General features: G+C 37.0%; 16 protein-coding genes. 2 read left to right on the top strand and 14 right to left on the bottom strand.

Annotated elements, in window-relative coordinates; genetic code table 11:
- Positions 1-93: 93 nt before the first annotated feature.
- The 7 genes from B2C77_RS06540 to B2C77_RS06510 form a co-directional block, all read right to left on the bottom strand.
- Positions 94-891: an ATP-binding cassette domain-containing protein gene (locus tag B2C77_RS06540; RefSeq protein WP_077702899.1), complete on the bottom strand. Its 798-nt coding sequence runs from the start codon at positions 889-891 to the stop codon at positions 94-96.
- Positions 888-1868: an ABC transporter ATP-binding protein gene (locus B2C77_RS06535; protein ID WP_254843948.1), complete on the bottom strand. Its 981-nt coding sequence runs from the start codon at positions 1866-1868 to the stop codon at positions 888-890. The genes B2C77_RS06540 and B2C77_RS06535 overlap by 4 nt, the downstream gene beginning before the upstream one ends.
- Before the next feature lie 10 nt (positions 1869-1878).
- Complete coding sequence (locus tag B2C77_RS06530; protein WP_077706847.1) at positions 1879-2625, bottom strand: ABC transporter permease; 747 nt, start codon at positions 2623-2625, stop codon at positions 1879-1881.
- Positions 2626-2689: 64 nt separating this feature from the next.
- Positions 2690-3634: an ABC transporter permease gene (locus B2C77_RS06525; protein ID WP_176087288.1), complete on the bottom strand. Its 945-nt coding sequence runs from the start codon at positions 3632-3634 to the stop codon at positions 2690-2692.
- Between the two features lie 25 nt (positions 3635-3659).
- Complete coding sequence (locus tag B2C77_RS06520) at positions 3660-5201, bottom strand: ABC transporter substrate-binding protein (protein WP_077702897.1); 1542 nt, start codon at positions 5199-5201, stop codon at positions 3660-3662.
- A 13-nt stretch (positions 5202-5214) separates the two neighbouring features.
- Positions 5215-5949, bottom strand: coding sequence for an MBL fold metallo-hydrolase (locus B2C77_RS06515; RefSeq protein WP_077702896.1), 735 nt, complete (start codon positions 5947-5949; stop codon positions 5215-5217).
- Between the two features lie 15 nt (positions 5950-5964).
- Positions 5965-6798, bottom strand: a complete 834-nt coding sequence (locus tag B2C77_RS06510) for a MurR/RpiR family transcriptional regulator (protein WP_077702895.1) — start codon at positions 6796-6798, stop codon at positions 5965-5967.
- Between the two features lie 535 nt (positions 6799-7333).
- Here B2C77_RS06510 and B2C77_RS06505 point away from each other — a divergent pair.
- On the top strand, positions 7334-8167 hold the full coding sequence (locus tag B2C77_RS06505; RefSeq protein ID WP_077702894.1) for a YitT family protein: 834 nt from the start codon (positions 7334-7336) through the stop codon (positions 8165-8167).
- A 265-nt stretch (positions 8168-8432) separates the two neighbouring features.
- Here B2C77_RS06505 and B2C77_RS06500 read toward each other — a convergent pair whose 3' ends face one another.
- From B2C77_RS06500 to B2C77_RS06470, 7 genes are all read right to left on the bottom strand, one after another.
- Positions 8433-9161 carry an SIS domain-containing protein gene (locus B2C77_RS06500; RefSeq protein WP_077702893.1) on the bottom strand — a complete coding sequence of 243 codons (729 nt, stop codon included), beginning with the start codon at positions 9159-9161 and terminating at the stop codon, positions 8433-8435.
- Between the two features lie 74 nt (positions 9162-9235).
- Positions 9236-9961 carry a creatininase family protein gene (locus tag B2C77_RS06495; RefSeq protein WP_077702892.1) on the bottom strand — a complete coding sequence of 242 codons (726 nt, stop codon included), beginning with the start codon at positions 9959-9961 and terminating at the stop codon, positions 9236-9238.
- Positions 9962-10011: 50 nt separating this feature from the next.
- The gene (locus tag B2C77_RS06490; RefSeq protein WP_077702891.1) at positions 10012-11004 is read right to left on the bottom strand and encodes a phosphotriesterase family protein; all 993 of its coding nucleotides are present in this window, start codon (positions 11002-11004) and stop codon (positions 10012-10014) included.
- 258 nt (positions 11005-11262) lie between these two features.
- On the bottom strand, positions 11263-12558 hold the full coding sequence (gene ulaA, locus B2C77_RS06485; RefSeq protein WP_077702890.1) for a PTS ascorbate transporter subunit IIC: 1296 nt from the start codon (positions 12556-12558) through the stop codon (positions 11263-11265).
- A gap of 40 nt (positions 12559-12598) precedes the next feature.
- Positions 12599-12871 (bottom strand): PTS sugar transporter subunit IIB, encoded by a 273-nt coding sequence (locus tag B2C77_RS06480; RefSeq protein ID WP_077702889.1) that lies wholly within the window; start codon positions 12869-12871, stop codon positions 12599-12601.
- Positions 12868-13317 (bottom strand): PTS sugar transporter subunit IIA, encoded by a 450-nt coding sequence (locus B2C77_RS06475; RefSeq protein WP_077702888.1) that lies wholly within the window; start codon positions 13315-13317, stop codon positions 12868-12870. Before B2C77_RS06475 ends, B2C77_RS06480 begins: the two co-directional genes overlap by 4 nt.
- Positions 13318-13345: 28 nt before the next feature.
- Positions 13346-15451, bottom strand: coding sequence for a BglG family transcription antiterminator (locus tag B2C77_RS06470; RefSeq protein WP_164085482.1), 2106 nt, complete (start codon positions 15449-15451; stop codon positions 13346-13348).
- Positions 15452-16124: 673 nt separating this feature from the next.
- Between B2C77_RS06470 and B2C77_RS06465 the strand changes: the two genes are divergently transcribed.
- The gene (locus B2C77_RS06465) at positions 16125-17033 is read left to right on the top strand and encodes a transposase (protein WP_077702886.1); all 909 of its coding nucleotides are present in this window, start codon (positions 16125-16127) and stop codon (positions 17031-17033) included.
- Positions 17034-17043: the final 10 nt, after the last annotated feature.

Raw genomic sequence — 17043 nt, 5'->3', positions numbered from 1 at the left:
GAACACCTTCTTTTACTTTGATTATAACCCCAGAAATTCTATACTTAAAAATCCGCAAAAAGCTAGAAAACACTTTTATGATAGGGGCTAGTGTTATGCACTGCCATGATGATCTACTATCGTGAATAAAGATTTAGAATACGGATGCTGCTGCGATTGAATAATTGCTTCTGTTTCTCCTATTTCGACAATTTCTCCTGAATACATCACAGCAATGCGATCGCAAAAATATTGCACAACATGTAAATCATGGGAAATAAAAAAATAGGTTAGTTGATATTGATGTTGTAAATCTTTCAGTAGATTTAAAATTTGTGCTTGCACAGAAACATCTAATGCAGAAACACCTTCATCAATGACAATAAATTGAGGTTCGAGAATAATGGCAGCCGCAATTGCTACCCTTTGCCTTTGTCCACCACTAAGCTCATGAGGATAGCGTGATAAATAAGATTTGTCTAAACCGACGTCATCTAATGTTTGAACGATCTTTTTATAGCGGGTCGCTTTATTTCCCATTTTATGAAGTGCTAGCGGCTCATCTAACGTCCATTGGACAGTTTTCTTCGGATTCAATGAAGAAAATGGATCTTGAAAAACAATTTGCACTTCTTTTCTCCAAGCTTTTAACTGTCTAGCAGAGAATGATGATACATCCTGTCCTTTAAAATAAATCTTCCCTTCTGTTTGCTGTATTAACTGCACAAGTAATTGACCAGTCGTGGACTTGCCACTACCACTCTCACCTACTAATCCGAATGATTCACCCTCATATAAAGTAAACGATATACCATTAACAGCTTTCATATACAAAGCTTGTTCCCAAAACTTCCCCCGCTTTTGGTCATAAAATTTTTTTAGGTTTTCTACTTCTATAAGCGGCTGTTTCAATGGTGCTCACCTTCTTTAGCAAATAAATGACAAGCGACCGTTTGCCGTGCAAATGTATATGTATCTGGAAAAACTGCTTCACATTGTTTCATTTTTAACGGACAGCGCTCATAAAATGGACAACCTGTTTTTCTCTCTTGTAAACTTGGTACGTTTCCTGGAATTGTATATAATCGTTGTCCCCGCTTGGATGCATTAGGAATAGCTTGGAGGAGGCTTTTCGTATAAGGATGTTTCGGTTCATTCATAAGCTTATCTACATCGCCTTGTTCTACAATTCTTCCTGCGTACATCACCATCACCCGATCACAAAGGCTACTTATGACACCCCAATCATGGGAAATAAATAACAAAGCATTTTTGTAATTTTGTTTAATGGATTGAAATAAATCTAATATTTGAGCTTGCGTGGTTACATCTAAAGCCGTTGTCGGTTCATCTGCAATAATTAATTGCGGCTGGCCAATAACTGCCATAGCTATAACAACGCGCTGACGCATCCCTCCTGAAAGCTGGTGCGGATACGCTTTCCATAATGCTTCTGCTCTAGGTAAGCCCACTTCCTCCCATGTTTTCATTACTTGTTGCTTTCTTTCTTTTTTTGAAAGAGCTGTGTGCTTCTTTAATACTTCAGAAACTTGCTTTCCAATGGTTAACACAGGATTTAGAGAAGTCATGGCTTCTTGAAAAATCATCGTTATTTCATTCCCTCTTAAACGTTGCCAATCCTTATCTAACAACTGATGAAGCAGACGATCCTGAAAAATCATGTTTCCACGTGTAATGCTCGCATTTTGTGGTAATGTTCCCATAATGGCTTTTGCAGTTAGACTTTTCCCACAGCCAGACTCCCCTACAATGCCAACTACTTCATTTGGAAATATTTCAAAAGAAATATTATGTAAAGCGTAAAATTCACCTTCAGGAAGGTGGAAAGTTATATCGAGTTCATGAACTGCTAAGGTAGCTTGATTCACTTTTCCCCTCCTATGCTCTTTTATCATGGATGTCACGCATCCCATCACTTAATAAATTAAAGCCTAAAACAAGCACCGTAATAACTATTCCCACAATGATGACATACCACGGAGCAGTAGCGATATAAGGCTGTGCTTCTTTTAACATTCTTCCCCAGCTTGGATCAGGAGGCTGCACTCCTAAGCCTAAATAACTTAAACCAGATTCCGCTAATACAGAACCTGAAAAGCTTAAACTTGCTGCTACGAATATTGGTGATAACGCATTTGGAAGAATATGCTTCATCATAATATGCAATGCACTTCCACCTTTTGCTATACTAGCCTTTACAAAATCATACGATTTGTACTGAATAAAGGTACTACGAATAATTCGTGCAAATGCAGGAACACTCATAACACCAAGTGCAATTACCGTATTTTTCATGCCTGGTTCAAAGACAGCAACTAGCATAATTGCTAATAATATCCCAGGAAAGGCTAGCATAGCATCAATAAAACGCATCGTTATCTCGTCTATCCAGCCACCAAAGTATCCAGCAAAAGCACCGAATAGAAAGCCAAAAAATAAACCGATAGATACAGCAGTAGTTCCGATGAAAAAGGCGGTCTTGGTTCCTTCCATGACACGACTAAAAATATCTCTGCCAAAATTGTCTGTGCCAAATAAGTGGGTAGCTGACGGTGAGGCAAGTCGATTTGTTGCATCAATCGCGTTAGGGTCATAGGGTGTATAAAACACGCCAATCAACATCATAACAAATAGCAATCCTACAAAAGTTAAACCAATATAAAAGGGGAGTCGATTCCTCAATCACAGATCACCTCTTTTGCCTTATTCTTGGATCGATAAATTTATATAAAAGATCGACGACAAAATTAATGACTAATACAATAATAGCTATGTACAGTACCATGGATTGCACCAAAGGAAAGTCTCTTGACGTAATAGATTGTATAAGTAAACTCCCTAGTCCAGGAAGGGCAAAGACATTTTCAATGATAATGCTGCCACCTAATGTATCTGCAGTAATTAAACCAATAATCGTAATGATAGGAATAAATGCGTTTCTTAATACATGCCTATATAGTACAGCTCGCTCTGATAATCCTTTACATGTTGCAGTTCGCACATAATCCATTTTGCTTTGATCTAATATGGTATTTCTTAAATAACGAATGACCACAGCGATATTCGAAATAGCAATAGCTAGCGATGGCAACAAATGCGCCTGAAGCGCTCCAAAGAAATCTTCTGACCACGCTACGTACTCAAATGAGGTTACCCAATTTAACGTCACGGAAAACAATAAAATGAGCATAAACCCAAACCAGAAAGAAGGAATGGAAATGCCTAATTGTGTAAACATCGATAAAAAAACAGCAATTCTCTTCCCATTCATTCTAGCAATTAAAATTCCTAAGGGTATTCCAACAATAACTGTTAACACCATGGAAAATATCGCTATGGATGTCGTCACGGGAATACGTTCGGCAAGCACGTCACTGACAGGTACTTGGTAACGCAAAGATTCCCCTAAGTCCCCTTGAAATATACCGGCCATCCAATCGATGTATCTTTCGATTGCTGATTTATTCAGTCCTAATTCCTGCTCTAAATAATGAATTTGTTGTTCATCAGCATCCAACCCAAGGATAATTTGGGCTGGATTACCTGGCAATAACTGAAAAACAAAGAAAATTATGAGGGAAACGATAAATAATGTTAAACCGAACATAGACAATTTATATAAGTAAAACCTCACAACAGTTATCCCCTTTACGTGACAGTTATTCCGTATAATATAAATCTTCTAAATTAAATTTTTGAATCGGATACATTTTCCATCCTTGTAACCCTTTCTTCATCGCAACTGTACGATAAGGATCCATAATAAATACGGAAGCTGCTTTTTCTGTCAGGAGTGTTTGAGCTTGTTTATATATATTAGCTAACGCTTTTTCATCCGTAGCCGCAAGTGCCTCCTTGATAAGTGCATCGTATTCCTTATTTTCAAATTGAACAAAGTTATTATTGTAGTCACTTACATACCTTCGTAAAATTTCATAAGGATCTAGTTTTCCAGTAAACCCGATAATAGTACTTTCATATTGCGCTTGATTATAGACTTTTTCCAACCAAGTACTAAATTCAATGCGTTTGATATCTACTTGAATACCGACTTGCCCTAATTGTTCTGTAATAACTTGCGCTGTATCTACATGAAATTGATAATCAGATGGCACCGTCAATTCTAAATTAAACCCATCTTTGTATCCTGCTTCCTTCAATAGCTTTTTCGCTTCATCAAGATGAGGTTGATACGTATCTTCTAATCCTTCCTGGTAATATAATTCCATGGATGGACTAAAATTTGATCCTAGTTTAACACCATCTCCTTCAGCTACCATATCGATAATCATATCTTTATCAATAACTAAGTTAATTGCTTTACGTACACGAAGATCATTTAACGGTTCTACTTGGTTGTTTAAAGCCATTAACTGTACCATGTTTTGTGGGGCAGCTATCGTTTCAATGGTATCGCCTAATTGCTCTTTGCCTTGAGCAGATATACCTGGAATGACATCAATTTCTCCAGATCGCAACGCTAGTATTGCTGATTCTGGATCAGGCATGATTTTAAACTGCACTTCATCCAGTTTCGGTACTTTTTCTTCATCATAGTAGTCTTCGTATTTCACTAAGCGCAGCTCTTGTCCTACTTTATATTCTGCAAATTTAAACGGACCAGCTCCAATAGGTTTTTCGCTATGATTATCATAATCAGCAGGTAAAATCGGTCGAATATTTGCTGCTAGAAAAGCCGAATTTGTTTCTTTTAATGTAATGACGACTTCAAAATCAGAGGGAGTCTCCACCTTTTCAATTACTTCAAATTGGGATGAAATTGGCTCGTCACCGCTTAACCCTGCTAACTTTTCATAAGAATATTTCACATCTTCTGCAGTTAATTCAGACCCATCGTGAAACATAACATTTTCCTTTAATTTAAATGTATATACGCGCCCATTTTCGGAAATATCGTAGGATTCTGCGATAGCAGGCACCAGTTCACCAGACTCATCTGTGTCTAATAAACCATCATATACATTGTCCATCATCGACATCGTATCTGTTGCAGCAGATTGATACGGATCTAAATGATCCACTTCCGTACTCATTGCTATACGAACCGTACCGCCTGCTTTATTTTCCTTGGCGTTTACTTCTTGCTCATTCGTTGGAGTAGAATTTGCATTGGAACAAGCTATAAGAGCAAGTAAAACAGCACATAATAACAAAAAAGCTTTGAAATTACTTTTTTTCATATCAAATCCTCCGTTATATAGTGATGGTAAAACCTTCCTTTGCAAGATGAACAACTTGATCTGTTTTTGACGTCACTTCCTCTTTTAGTTGTTGAATATTACCATAGTGCGGGAAATGCGTAAGAATAATGGTAGCTACGTTTGCTTTTTTAGCAATGTCAGCTACTTCATAGCTCGCTAAATGCCCTTTTACTAATCCTTGTTGTTCAGCATAAAAACTACATTCAATCAATAATGTATCCACATTTTGAGCAAACTGAATGAGTTTTTCTGTATAACCTGTGTCTGCAGAATATATGAAGGCATGTCCTTGCTGATTCATTACCTTCATAGCACAGCACGGAACCTCATGAACATTTTCTGAAAAAGTAAGCTGTAGTGAACCTATAACCACCGATTCAGTTAGGTGAATTGGATGAACACGTAATACATGAGGAAATTCAAACGATAGATCACTCCTATTTTCTGCGTATACATAAACATCTAACGGCTCTTTTCTTTTTCCTAGTTGTTGTAAAATAAGCATGGCATATTCCAAACTGTAAATATCCGCCATATGATCGGTATGAGTATGACTTATAAAAACGGCATCTAAATCCTGTAACTCCATTACATTTTGCAACTTAGAAAGAGCGCCACTACCACAATCTAGTAAAATTTTTGTTTGTTCATCCTCAACGTAATAACATGAAGTCGCTTCGTTCACGTTTGGATAGGCGCCCCAATATCCGACTGTATGTAATTTCATTTTCATCCACTCCTATCAAGATTCGCTTTTTTCTAGAAAGTCTGGATAACTCTTTTCAATTTGCTTTATATTTTCTTTCACACGCTCCCCTCCAATATGGGAAAGTTCATTTACAATTGCCTGACATATAGATAATGCGGCTGTATACGAATCTAAAAAGCCTTTTGACTTTGTTTTCGCAAGCAAAGTTATATCCGCATGTTTACAAGCAGGGCATAAAGGCGAGTCCGTCAAAATAATTGTTTGAACATGTTTCTCTTTTGCCTTTTTTATAATTTGTACTGTTTTATGATCATAACGCGGAAATACACTTCCGATAAGGACGTCTGTTTTTTTAAAATGTGCACTATATTCAGCGAGTTCTCCTTGGGGAATTAACGTCGTATTTCCAAGCATATAAGAAAAAACAAATCGCATATAAGTAGTTATCGATAATCCCAATCGCCAACCAGCTATCCATATATGATTAGCATGCAGCAGTGTGTTAGCTACGTCTTGAATGTCGCGCTCCTTTATTGCTTTACTTGTACGAACAATATTGTCTGCTTCTTGCAAGAAATGTTTTTCTAACCAAGAATCTGGTTTTTCAGCAGTTGTAGTAATGAAATTATTCAGCGCTCGTTGGTTCTTACGCAATGTTGCATGTATGTCCTGTTTTAGTTCAACAAAACTAAAATATCCTAGTGTCTTAGCAAATCGATGAACTGTAGCTTCACTTACGTCTGACAAAGAAGCAATTCTTTGTGCTGATAAGACAACAACTTCTTCCATATTTTCTACTATGTAACGAGCGACCTTTCGTTGTGCTTCACTTAATTGTTCATATTTTTCGTTTATTAACTTATTCAATCATGCTCGCTCCTTTAGGAAAAACTTGGCTTGTTAACCAGGTCTTTAAGACGAAAACGACCGTTTATCGTATCATACTTTTCTACAGTGCAAAGCCTTACGCAAGAGAGTGTGCCAATGTTATCCCATTTAGACTTACCCAGCATACATCTTCCATGTTTTTAAAAACTTAAAACACTTTTTTTCGAAGCAGACTTTTATTCTATAGTGCAAGAAATAGATGGGTGATTCCTTTCACATATAGTTTGGTTACCGCTGCTTATCAAATACGGCGTATCCCTGTTATTCCTCCTGGTAAAACCTTTTTGCACATATCTTTATCCATCCAACGGAAACAACCTTCCACAACTTTTTTGAATAGTATAACACATAACATTTATATTGTGGGTAAAAGGCGGAAAGGTATCATAGCATCATTTTTCGGAGCATTTCCTTCATCATCGATTTGGATTAATAAGCAATGCTTCAGATTATTTTGTTGCTTTTTATTTTCTTGGAATACTGGTAAAATCTAGTTAGAGAGGAGTTCTTGTAAATGGGAAAATGGATAAAAGAAAGCAGTTTAATTATTATCGGATCATTTATATTTGCTTTTGGAGTTAATTATTTTGCGATTCCCAATAACCTGTCTGAAGAAGGAATCATTGGGATATCGATTGTAACTTATTATATATTTGGATGGTCCACAGGAATTGTAAATTTTGCTATTAATGCTGCTTTACTAGCTATCGGTTATCGATATTTTAGTAAACGGGTCATGATATATACTATTATATCTATCGTCTTTTCGTCCTTATTTTTGCATGTAACAGAAAACATCGGTAAAGCTGGAAACGGTGATACATTGTTAGCCGCTTTATTTGCTGGCTTAACTGTTGGAATTGGGTTAGGTCTCATTTTTAAAACTGGAGGTACATCAGGTGGAACGGCTATTATCGTTCGTTTGCTTCATCAATTTATCGGCTGGAGCTTTGGAAAGGGCATGCTCCTTACAGATATTGCTGTAATCGGGGTTTCTGCGTTTGTCATTGGTCAAGAAAAAGCCATGTATACGTTAATCTCCGTTTACGTTGGTGCCAAAGCAATTGATATTATCGTAGAAGGTGCAAATGAACGCACTGCCGTACTCATTATTTCAAAATACCCTGAAGAAGTTCTCGAACAAGTAACGAATAATATGTCTCGTGGAATTACTGTTTTAGAAGGTAAAGGTGGTTATACAAAGCAGAACAAAGAAATTCTTTACATCGTCATAAATAAACAGGAAATTGTTCACTTGAAGCGCATTATTGAAAAAATAGATGGAGATGCTTATATAACCGTACATAGTGTACAGGAAATAAATCGTAGAGGCTACAAAGGAAGGTAATACAAATTTAAGATGAAGGTTTTCAGCAGCTCGCTCAATGCAAGTCATGATAGTGTTTTATTGTACACAACCATTCGATAAGCTTGAATAAAGCTTATTGAATGATTGTTAGAATAAGATTGGATCACCTTTTGCTTTTCTATTCAGCGCCATCATCAAATAGAGACGGAACATGAATGAGATTGCTCGGAAAATGAAAGATACAATGTAAGGCGATGAAGACCTTACCTACTTGGTCTTTTGTATCGTTTTCATCAAAAAACAGCTATAATTTTACTCGTTCTCTATATTTTTCAACTAATCGTTGATTATGTTCATCAGAACCCTCTATATTGCCGCTTAAAAATACAGGCGGTTCAAATCCTTGCTCTGCCATCGTTTCAATCGCTTTAGCTAATACAGCATTCAGTATCGTTGCTCCAATAACGGTTGAACTTGGTGCAAAAGGTACAGTTACTTTTTCATGAGATAGTAGTGCATCGCCAGCAGGTGCGTGATTATCGATGATGATATCAACGACATCATAAAGATGTTTCCCGCTAATGTGACGTGAGGCTTGACTAGATGAATAAGCAATGGAAGTAATGCCTATTACGTAAGCACCTTGCTGTTTTGCATAGTTAGCCACATCTACGGGTACTGGATTTCTTCCTGAAGTAGAAATGACAAATACGACATCTCCTGCTGTAATTCCTTGATCAGAAATAAAGTTTTTCGCATAATCGTTCTCTCTTTCTAAAGAGGAAGAACGCACAGCTCCCTCATGGAGCATTAAAGGTTCATGAAGAATAGGATGGATGGGCACAAGTCCACCAGCACGATAATACACTTCTTCTGTTAAAATATGTGAATGGCCACAACCAAACAAATGAATGACCCCTTCAGCTTGAATCGTTTGAGCTACTTTTTTTGCTGCTTTTTCCATTGTTTCTGCTTCCTTCTGTTCTACAGTAGTCAGTAATTCGTGAATTTTTTCAAAATATGCTTGAATCAAAGCAACTACCTCCTCTTTTAAACATGTAAATCCTTCCATCAATTTCTAAAAAGTGCAAAAAATAAAGCTGATCGTCATTTCTGACCGTTATTCCTTAACATGTCAACTATATTGCGAATCGCAATGTCGATAATATATTTACCTTTTTCTTTTGTTGCCAATGTCGCATCTCCTAATACAGCTGATTTTGTAAATGCTTCCCAAGGAGTTGGCGTGACATCCGCATCTTCAGGTATATGGGGAATATCTTTTATCGCTTTTTCCATATCCACATATTCTGGTGCTAAGTAAAGCATGTAAGATGTTTCAATTTCACAGGCATGAAAGTATGTGGCATGAGCAGAGTCTGTTTCTCGAACTTCCTTTGCCGCTTGCTTCATTCCCGGATAAAAGAAGTAAAAAACTTTCATATCAGGGCATGATGTAAATAGAACACGAGCAGCATCTTTTAATGCAGGCTGATTTCCTAAATGACCATTCACCATAACAAAAGTACGGAATCCTTGTCGATATAAACTTTCACCAATATCCACTACGATGGAAATAAGCGATTCGTTCGAAACGTTAATACTTCCTGGAAAATTTCGTAAGCTCCATACTTGTCCATATGGTAAAGTAGGTAAAACAAACGCTTCTACTTGCTCAGCTACGCTTGTAGCGACACGTTCAGCTAGAAGATTATCTGTTCCCAATGGCAAGTGTGGGCCGTGTGCTTCAACAGCTCCTACTGGTAAGATGGCAATACTTGATGCTGTGATCTTATCTTTTATTTCATATGAATTTTCATATTGAAACTCCATGGTTGCACCTTCCATCACATTTTTAATTTACACATAATTGTTAAGGGTAATTACTTTTTAAATGTAAAGCATCTCGCTGGGTTATTTACAAAGAAATTGGTGACTAAATCTTCTCCTGAAAATCCAGCTTGATCTGCTTCTTCTATAAAGCGAGGTACCCATTTCCCTAAAATATTCTCTAAACCTAGCCCATAATCGTAATGCTTGTAATACGTTTTTCTAGCTGTATCGCCACTAACTAAAATTTGCTTTTCATAGCCTTTTCTCACTAATTCAAAAATACATTGAATGCGTGTGCTCTCTGGGGCATATTTTATTTTAGATATACCGTCAAAAGATAAGAATGCACCTGTTTTTGCTACTTGTTCATGATAAAAAGGATCTGGATTTCGATCCATATGCCCAAAACTCACATATTCTAATGGAACATTCTCTGATCTTAAAATTTCAATTTGCTCTAGTGCCATCGTACCTGCTTCTGTATGTGAATGAACGGGAGCTTTCGTTTCATGATGTGCTCTAGCTACTGCACGAATCGTTTTCTCTTCTAAAGGAGTAATTCGATTATAGCCCGTCCCAAATTTCACCTGACCACCGCAAATGTTGGTCCCTTCTAAACCTTCTTCTACTTCGCGAATAACGAAATCTGCCAACTCATTAATACTTTTTGCTTCAATCCACTCATGGAATGTTGAATAATTGCCGGTTACAGATTTCAAATGTTCAGGGATGCTTGCTGCCCATAAAAAACTTTTATTAAACCCTGCTGTACCTACAATGGTAATTCCTGTCTCTTCTGAAATCTCCTTGACCGCCTGTACATCTCGGCCATAATCAATTGCTGTAGCATCTACGATCGCTTCACCACCAAGGCGACTGAAATCTAACACATCCAGTTTGGACTTCTCTTTATCATCAAGCAATAAATCATCTGCTTCTTGCTCGACCCAATATGGCGGTCGACAAACGATATGCTCATGAGAGTATGTAACTCCTAGTGTTTTAGGATCAACATCACCATGAAATGTACGAATAAAACTCATTACGCATCAGCTCCTTAGAAAAACTTGGCTTGTCGCCAAGTCTTATGACGAAAGTTGTAGTTTTTCTTATACTATAAACCTTTAAACTTTTATACTTTCGTATAGTGTTAGAAAAACTGGGCTATCGCCAAAGTCTTTATGACGATAGCCGTCATTTTCCTTATTGAAAATAATACATAGCTCGACTTTAGAGCATGCAGTTGAAGATATGCTCCAGCCTCTCTACTTGAAACCAATCATAAGTGTCGTTTTCTTTATTTAGAAAAATAATTGGGATAAGAAACGTACAATTGGTCCTAAGATGAACATGTCTGAATCCGCTGCCCACATTGCTGTATCAGGAATGGTATCGGATAGAAGCATTTTCACCATAATAAATTGCCCCCATGCTACGACAGTTGAAGTAATAAATCCTGCCATTAATGCACCACGTACTCCTCCAGTCGCATTTCCAAATACACCTGCTGTTGCTGAATGGAAAAATAATACGATCATCGTTGGAACAAAAACGTAACCAACTGTATTTCCTAACACGACAAGCCAAATTAGCGCACCTACAAAAGATCCTAAAAACCCTAAAATAACAGCATTTGGTGCATATGGGAAGACGACTGGACTGTCTAGAGCTGGCTTTGCACCAGGTACGATCTTTGTCGCTATTCCTTTAAACGCTGGAACCATTTCACCAATAAACATTCGTACACCTAGCAAAACAACTGCAATACCCGCTGCAAATGTGAAGGATTGAATAATCGAGTAAATAATAAAGTTTTTATCACCTGCAGCAGCCACTAACTCTTGAGCCCCGGGGGTATCTTTAAACGATATAATGATGGCTCCAACTAAAAATAATAATCCCATGGTCAATGCAGTTATAACGTTTGAATCCCTTAAGAATTCCAACCCTTTGGGAAGTTTTATTTTTTCTGAATCATTTTCTTTGTTTCCCATCACTTTACCAGCTAAAGCTCCTAATAAAGCAACAGAAGCTGAAGTGTGTCCGAGGGCAATATTATCATTACCGGTAATTTTTCTCATAAATGGTTGTGTTAAGGCTGGTTGAATAGTCCAATATAACCCCATAAATATACTTAAGAATATAACGAGCTTTGAAAATGAAACATCGCCAGCAGCTTGAACGATTACACCTGCAAAAATGGTGGTTGTCCAAAACATCATATGCCCTGTTAAATAAATATATTTAAATTTGGTAAATCGAGCTAAAATGACGTTAATGACAAACCCTAGCGTCATTGCTAACGTAACAGCACTTCCATACTTTGCATTAAACCCTTCCTGGCCCATAAAATCACCAAGAGGCTCCGCCGATAAATTAAAAACTTCCTTCCAAAGCGGTTCAAACACGGTTAATGCGTTTACAATAACGCCAGCACCTGCACTAATTATTAAAAACCCTATAATCGCTTTAAACGTACCGCTGACCGTTTGACTCGCTGATTTTTTTTGCAACAGTAATCCTAAAAGAACGATAAAACCTAATAATATGGCGGCTTCTCCAAACACATTCGTGGCAATCCAAAAAATGATATCCATTACTTTTTCCTCCTATTTTTTTATAGAAACCTCTTAAAGATTAAGAGGCTTCCATATTTTCTTTTATAGCTTCATTAATTTCATCCATATCAAAATAGTTATTAACAATAACAATCTTAGCCTTATGCCCTTGCAGACCTTCAGCTAATTCATTACTTGTAATGATATAATCAGCGTCCATACTAGAAGCTGTTGATACGTCCATATGCTCCACATCTGCACGTATTCCAATATCTGTTAAGGCTTGCTCCACATTCATTTTTAAGATTAAACTTGTTCCCTGTCCTAAACCACAAACTGTTAAAACTTTCATCTTGTCATCTCTCCATTTCTAATTGTTTTTTGAACTTGATCTATTGTTGTTGCTTGAAGCAATTGTTCAATATTTTGTGGATCATTTAATAATGTTGTTAGTTTTCGTAGCAGCTTTAAATGCTCTGCGCTTGATGAAGCACCTAGCCCAAATACTAAACGTACAGGGTCATTGATCGCATGTCCAAAAGATATAGCTTCTTTTAATTGTACTAATGAAACAGCTGCTTCATTTACCCCATCTTCTGGCCGTGCATGCGGAATTGCGATTTGAGGCGCTAAGACAAAATAAGGACCATTCTTGTTATAAGCTTGCTTCATAGCTTCAACATAAGACGGTTCAACCAACCCATCTTTCATTAATAACTGGCCTGCTTTCATAATTGCATCTTCTGGGTTTTTTACTTCTACATCTAGCTGTATAATATTTTTTTCTAAAAATTTCATAATATGCAAACACCTGTCTTTCTTTCTGCTATTCCAATATGCTTTGCGAATACTGTTTAATTAATTCATATATAGTAAACGTATCCTTAGCCTTCATTACGAGCTGTTTATTATTTTTTTCAGAAAACAACTTCGTTAACTGCGCTAACGCTTTTAAATGTTGTTCGTTATCTTTTGAAGCTAAGACAACTATAATTGAAACTTCTTTGCCTAATAAATTTACCGGCTGGTTCAAACAAAGCATGCTTAACCCCGTTTGAAATACATTTTTCGATGGACCAGCATGTGGCAAAGCAAATTGGTCAGAAATAACAATGTAAGGGCCATTTTTATCAACCGCCTGCAGCATGTCATCTATATAATGTTGATTAATAAACCCTTCTTTTACTAAAGGTTGAGCTGCACAAGTAATTGCCTGCTGCCATGTAGAAATACTAGTCTGCAATTGAACATGATGAATAGGCAATAATTGTTGTAAACTTTGCTTTTGATGATTCCTCTGTTCAGGAGTATACAAAAATCTCCTTAATTCTTTTCGCAGCTCATCTTCTTTCTGAATAGTAGCATAGCGATGAACGATGTCTAAAAGCGTTTCCACGGAATATTCTTGTCGAGCATTTATGGAAAATAAACTATTTACGTTTTTCAACAACTGTTCTTTCTCATCATTGCTTAATACAGGGCTAACAACAAACACAGGTACACCTCGATCTGGAAGACCTATGGTTGAAACAATAAAATCAACAGCTAAATTCATGTGTTGGTATTCTCTTAATGACGTTACACCTTGAAATTCCACATTCGAAAATAGCGATAATAATTGACTCTCTAGTAATTTGGAAGTTCCTAAACCATTCGTACAAACGATTAATAAACGCTTTGGTTTATCTTCAAGGACAACCCCTTCCCTTCGAAGCCATCCCCCAAAATGAGTAGCAATAAAAGCGATCTCATTGTCATCTACTGCTTTTTCAATAAGCTCTTCAAAATGTTTCATCACTTGCTTTGTAATTTGAAAAACTTCTGGATAGGTCTGTTTAACCGAATCCAGCAATGTATTTTCTAATTTAATTCCATACATAATTCGATAATATGCAGGTTTTAGATGAAGGAGCAAATTATCCATAATCTGTTTAGGTTCATCAAATTCCACCGCCGCATATAGTTGAAAATCATTGACCATTTTTTCGACTACATCTATTAATGACTTCATAACGCTATCTTCTTTATTTGGCGTCAAATCATAATTCACTTTTGCACTGAGTAAATATTTAGCAAAATAATAACTCTCTTTTTTCTTATCTGTATCATCTATGTCGTTTGCTAATAATTCTTGACATAGCGTTTGTACACCTGCGTAAACATCCGTTGTCTCAATAATTTCTTTCTCGATAGGATCTATTTGGACAATAGCATCTTGTTCCATTCGCTTCATAAAACAATGAAACCAGAGTACTAAACTGTTTAGCACGTCATCAATAATTTCAATATTAAATCGTTCCTCATATTTAATGAGATGACGGTGAATACGCTGCAGGACTTTCACATCAAATATAGCATACGTTGGTGACAGGTCTTTTTCATGCGCATATGGATAATGTAATAGGCTGTACCAATTGTCCATTGGAGTAACAACAGAAAGATATTGAGTAATTGTTTTTCTAACGTCTATTTCTTCTCCTATAATATGGTACCCTTGTCTTCGGTTTGTATGCATTTGTAATTGCTCAAGTTGAATTTCGTTTTTTAATGCCTTTATATCTTCTAATACTGTATTTCTACTTACTTGAAAAAGATTTTGAAAATCTTCAAGAAAATAAGTTTTAGAACTGCATGTAATATGCAAATATATCCATGCTTTGCGTTCCTCTTTTGTATACTCATAATAATGATCTTGAACGAGCGAATCCGTTTGGCTTAGAGCTTCTTTTGTACTTTCCTCCAGGTAAAAGCCCTCTGCTCTCACTTGTTTCACGATCTCCAACTTTTGCTTTTTAAGCCAATCATTGATTTTTCCTATATCGTTATAAATCGTTCTTCTCGAAACGTGAAATGCTTTCGCCAGCTGTTCACTTGAAAGATATCCTTCTTGTTCAACTAACATATTGAGTACTGCCATACTACGTTGGTTCATGGTTTTACCACCTGCCATTTTATGAATTAGTAGTATGTCTTAACTTTATTATAAGCGAACATTTCTATTCCCATAAGACCAAAAATATCACAAGGGTTTGTGCAATAAATGGGCGGAGATCAATTTGTTTGCATATGAAGGAGAAGATGAAAGAATCCCCATTTGAAGGATCACTTTGCAGAGAACTAGAAAAAAATTTATCTTTAAGAAAAACTTGCTTATCTCTAAATTCTTTAGGCAAAAATCTTCTTTTTGCTTCCTTCCTATAGTGCTAAAAATCTCCTTGAGTTTTAAATTCAGGTTCATCATAGTTGTCGGCTCACCGCAATAGCCATTTAGAATTCCAATAGGAACAAAGGCTCGTGGCGCCCGGTTAGCAACTTAGCGAGTGGAACGAAGCAACTAAAGTTTTAGGAATCATGGTGAGACGGTGTTGCACGAACCAATGATGACTTATCGTAGGGCGATTCGTGAAGTCGCCTAGTTGCTGGGCGCTGGAGTCGAACGTGGCTAAATAACTTAGTAAGTTTATCCATAGCTGCAAAATTTTATAATTTCCTAGACCATTAAAAAGGGGCTGTTGCACAATCAGGTAATTGATTGTGTAACAGCTTTTTTGTGTATACACAAAAAAACAGACCACAAAGGGCCTGTTCTCATGTATTATTAATTTATGACCAATAAACAAATAACACAAACCCAGTATACGCAAACTGCAGCAAATTATCAATTATATTTACCGATGGATGTAGAAGAAATGATTCCTATGGATGATTCGGTCCGGCTCCACTGCCTCTTATGTGAAAGGATGGATTATAGAGAACTACTACAGGCATACGCTTCCAAAGGGAGAAAACCAGCAGTCGATCCAGTCATTCTATTTAAGGTCATTACCTACGCAGCCTCGCAAAAAATCTACTCTTCCCGAGGGATAGAAAAAGCATGTCGTCGGGATATCAATTTCCGTTGGCTTCTTCAAGGGTATGCAGCTCCTGATCATTCTACTATCAGTCGTTTCAAGCAAAAATATCTGACCGATACGGTGATGGAACAGCTCTTCTTTCAACAAGTCGTGTGGCTTTATCAACAAGAAGCGATTACCGGTGAAACCATCTATATCGATGGCACCAAAATCGAAGCGTATGCCAACCGGTATTCTTTCGTATGGAAAAAGGCAATCACCAAACATGAAGCCAAGATGTATACCAAATGGCAAGCCCTGCTGGAACAGATCAATACAACATACTGTCAGATTTTCACCAGTCCTTACGAGACTTTTTTAGAAGATTTGAAAAAAGTGCTTGTTTTCCTGGAGAAAGTAAAAGCGAAAGAAAACATCACGTTCGTTTATGGAAAGGGGAAAAGAAAAACGGTCCTTCAACGTTATCATGAACAAGTAAAGGAAATGCTTCAACGTAAAGAACACTACGATACTTCCAATCAGATTATGGGAGAGAAACGAAACAGTTATTCTAAAACAGACCATAATGCCACGTTTATGCGAATGAAAGATGATCCTATGAGGAATGGTCAACTCAAACCAGCTTATAATGTCCAAGCTGCCGTGGATGCGGAANTCTGACCGATACGGT

Origin of the sequence: Virgibacillus dokdonensis (assembly GCF_900166595.1) — a bacterium.
Classification (GTDB): Bacteria; Bacillota; Bacilli; order Bacillales; family Amphibacillaceae; genus Virgibacillus; species Virgibacillus dokdonensis.
This window is presented reverse-complemented; position numbering and strand designations above follow the sequence as displayed.